The organism is Mucilaginibacter sp. P4_G9 (genome assembly GCF_056400985.1).
In genome coordinates, this window is record NZ_JBFUKF010000454.1 from 1 (window position 1) to 3855 (window position 3855).

The 3855-nt window shown below is 40.0% G+C and carries 3 protein-coding genes; all 3 read right to left on the minus strand.

Features of this window, described 5'->3' with window-relative positions; translation table 11 throughout:
* Positions 1-179: 179 nt before the first annotated feature.
* Positions 180-1880: a hypothetical protein gene (locus AC1DPZ_RS23580; protein WP_477408064.1), complete on the minus strand. Its 1701-nt coding sequence runs from the start codon at positions 1878-1880 to the stop codon at positions 180-182.
* 70 nt (positions 1881-1950) lie between these two features.
* Positions 1951-2745 (minus strand): LytR/AlgR family response regulator transcription factor, encoded by a 795-nt coding sequence (locus tag AC1DPZ_RS23585; RefSeq protein WP_477408066.1) that lies wholly within the window; start codon positions 2743-2745, stop codon positions 1951-1953.
* Positions 2746-2858: 113 nt separating this feature from the next.
* Positions 2859-3855, minus strand: a 997-nt coding sequence (locus tag AC1DPZ_RS23590; RefSeq protein ID WP_477408068.1) for an NADH-quinone oxidoreductase subunit N, incomplete at its 5' end; no start/stop codon positions are given.

The following is a 3855-nucleotide window of genomic DNA, read 5'->3' on the forward strand; positions in this document are numbered from 1 at the left end:
CAATAGCTATACGAATGGGCTGTTGATTTCGCGACAATTTTCTTTTTAATGGTTCATAGTTAATACAACAATTGTCCTTCTGCTTATCGAAAGAAACGATGCCTTGATATATGTGGCCTTGGGAAACTTATACATCAAAGCATCATATCAACTTAATAATCGGCAAATTATCCTCGATTTCATTTGTTGGCTGTTTCATCAAGATCTAAGATGATGGTATTTAATTGCGGACTTATTCTTAATACCGATCCGTTATTTGGCCTTGTAAAAGACCCTTTGCCGGCTTTAACTGAATAGTTCATATCCTCAAACCGGCAATCTATGCTTTTATTTTTCACCCCGGTAAATGGTAACTTAATCCCATTTGCAGTATTCAGATCAAAAAACCAGGTAACGGCCTTAGCAGTTATCAACTTAATTTTAATTTGTTTCTCACTCAAATTCACTTCAAACATTCCTTCAATTGATGTTAAAGGCCAGGTAATGCGCATTGTTGACGGTCCGGTTTTGATAAATTTCGGATCTTTCCCCTGAAGTAATATTTCTTTTCCGTTAACTATTGCTTTTAGTCTTAAACCGGCAATCTGGTCTTTTGTGCTCCATATATATCCATCTACAACAGGCAATGTGAAAAACGTGCATTCATTTGACGTGGCTACCTGTGTTTCATAAACAGATGGAAATTTCTCATTAAATAAGTGAATGTCACGTATCCTCAGCGTACCTTGCTCCCATAGCATGTTAACCCTGTAAAAACGACTGTTGAACCATACAGTTTTAAGGTCGCTGCCATCAATATCTTTACTAACCGAAAAAGATGTTGAGGGTGTAACCTTGTACTTGTTTTTAAACCAACGGCCCGATGCCTCCAATGTTTCTACCCTTACCTTATGCTCATCTCTAAGTTTAGCAATTAATGGCATCTGTAGTTCAAAACCCTTCGCCATAGCGTCCCAGGTAAAAGAATTTTCCTGACCGGCCTGGGTATAACCGAACCCCAACGGGTCATCATCAGTAAATGTTTTGAAGAACCAGCTTACCCAGGTCGAATCGCCTCCCCCAAATTTATAAACAGGTTCCAGGGTAATTACCCCTTGTCGTGTGGTGCCTAATCCTGTATCATACTGCCTCACCGGATCGCTGCCAAGCATCCGGAAAATAGGTACCGGAATCTGGTTCTGCTCATGCTGTGCCGGCATATAGGAGTTGAGCTTACTTGGATAATAAGCCTGGTTCCAATAACCGCCCCATAGGGTATAGCCATCGGTTCCGTATTGGTCTTTGCAATTTGCAGAAGCTACAATATGGTATTTTTGATACATGTAATTGAGGCTATGGGCATCTATAAACCATGATGCAACTGATTTGGGATAATATCCGAAGATCTTTTTAAAATCAGTCATATAAACATCAATCAGTTTCTCCCGTTCCCGGGGAGTATAACCTGTAGAAAAACCGATATTTGCCCTCCAATCCCAGGGGTAGCGCCCTCTCCATTTCAGCCCGGCCTTTTCAACCAACGGCTGAGGAATTTCCCACCAGGCACCAATTTCGAAAGATTTTTTTGGAAGTGCCGACAATAATTTTTGATAACGGAGATCAAGCAGTGCGTCATACTGCAGCAGAAATGTCCCCCCAAGCTTATATTTTTTCATGAGCTCTACCTGTTTAACTACCGTTTGGTATAATACATCCCTGGTAATTTGCGGGTCGCGGGGTTCAAGCAGACGGATAAAATTGATAATATTGACTATCCTGGGAGATTCATCCCCCGTCTTTAATACTGGTTGTTTATCCAGGTAAAAAGAGCACAAAGTGCTGAAAACAATGAGGCAGCAAAGGATAACTAACCCTGATGTCCGGAATGTACTAATCTTCATAGGTTTATTATTGTATTTATTGTAAGGTATTAACAGTTTCCGGTAAGATCCGAAAACATTAATATTTGAATTAATACTTTTCTGCTTTTAATTGCACCTCAAGTTCCTGTTTGTAATTACGCCCAATCGGAATTACTATTCCTCCCGTTAATGTCACCTTAGTTGTATCCATACATTGAATCTTGTCTTTGGCGATGATATAGGACTTATGAATACGGATAAATCGCCCCGCCGGAAGTCGTGCGCCAACTGCCTTTAGAGAACCTTTGACGACAATTTTAGCGGTCTTGGTAAAAATCACCGAATAATCTTTTAAGCCTTCAATATGAGTAATCTCAGCGAGGTTGGTTCTAATGTTTTGCGTACCCGATTTAAAAAAAACAATTTCCTCTTCCGCTGCAGCCGTTAATCCGTTTTCAATTTGGAATTGCAGATGAGTAACCTGTTTGCGCTGCTCATACCAGTCCAAACTGAGCTTAAAGGCGGTTGTAAGCAGCAGGTACCAGCTTGTGGTAAGCAAAGTAAAAGGGAAAGCATACCAGAAACTACGATAATGTTTGGCCCCGACGACAAAACCGTATAAATAAATGTCATATAAATTTTGAAGGCTAACATATATACATAGGACTACAATCAACGCAGAAAAGTACATAAAGTAGCGTTTGTTTTTAAAAAGCCTTGGAATAAGTAGATATAGATTGAGGTAAGCCAAGGAAATGATGAGGCCAAGCCTTACTACTACGCAAACAGTAAAATGGCCAAGACCAATTTTTCGCAGGAGATATTGCCGGTCATATAAAAATATAAGCGTTATAATGACCCAAAAAAGAAGGTGTAGCAGTTTTTTTGTGTCGCGCCATTTCATAATGCAATTTCGGTATAAATARACAAACCGCGAAACTGGCAGATGAATAAGTATTTACCTTAAGAAATTAAAATATTAGTTTGATTGGATGGCATTTGCCTGGTACTGCCTTACTATTTGAGTTTTAAATATTCCATAAAACCCATCATTCCCGAAGGGTAAAGCCCCAACCAAATAATCAATAAACTAAGAACCGATAAGGTGATAATACTCACCATGTAAAAAACCGGGTTTGCTTTTTCTTCTTTGGGTTGAATACTTTTTTGTCCGGCAAACATCGTAGTTATAATCCGGAGATAATAGTACAAACCAATCACACTGCTGATAACCAGGATTAAAGCTGTTATCCAAAATCCTCSCTGGAGCCCTGCTGCCAGTATATAAAATTTCCCAACAAAGCCAACCGTAAGCGGTATTCCGGCTAAGGAAAGTAAAGCCGAACTAAATACACAGGCCAGGACAGGATTTTGCCAAAATAATGCTCTATAGCTTTCGATATCTTCGGCATCGGTTTCTTTATTTGATAAAATGGTCACGATGCCAAAAGCGGTCAGTGTGGTAATAAAATAGGCCATCAAATAAAAGCTAACCGCTTTTATACTCATCGCACTGCCAGGGATAAAAGCAACTAATAAATAACCAAGGTGTGCAATAGAAGAATAAGCCAGGATACGTTTCACATTTTTTTGTTGTACTGCAAGCAGGTTGCCCATAATCATAGAAGCAATGGCAATACAGATCAGAATAAGCATCACAACCTTGAACCTGAAGCCATCAATCATTATAAAAAAACGGAACAGCACCGCAAACACTCCGCCTTTAGAAGCGGTTGCAATAAAAGCGGTAACAGGTGCAGGTGCTCCCTCATATACATCGGCAGTCCACATATRAAAAGGGACGACTGCCAGTTTAAAACCCACTCCTACTAACATCATTCCTAAACCGGTAAGAAATAATGGCGATAATGACGGGGATGAAGCCAGGCTGCGTGCTATCATTGAAAACTCCATGCTTCCGGTTTGCAGGTAAATTAAGGCCATCCCGAAAAGGAGAAAAGCCGAAGAGAATGCCGCCAGCACAAGGTATTTAATTCCAGCTTCTATATTATGA

What these genes read in the sequence shown, in the direction of transcription:
- AC1DPZ_RS23580 (WP_477408064.1), bottom strand. Translation starts at nt 1,880, where the DNA reads ATGAAGATTAGTACATTCCGGACATCAGGGTTAGTTATCCTTTGCTGC.
- AC1DPZ_RS23585 (WP_477408066.1), bottom strand. Translation starts at nt 2,745, where the DNA reads ATGAAATGGCGCGACACAAAAAAACTGCTACACCTTCTTTTTTGGGTC.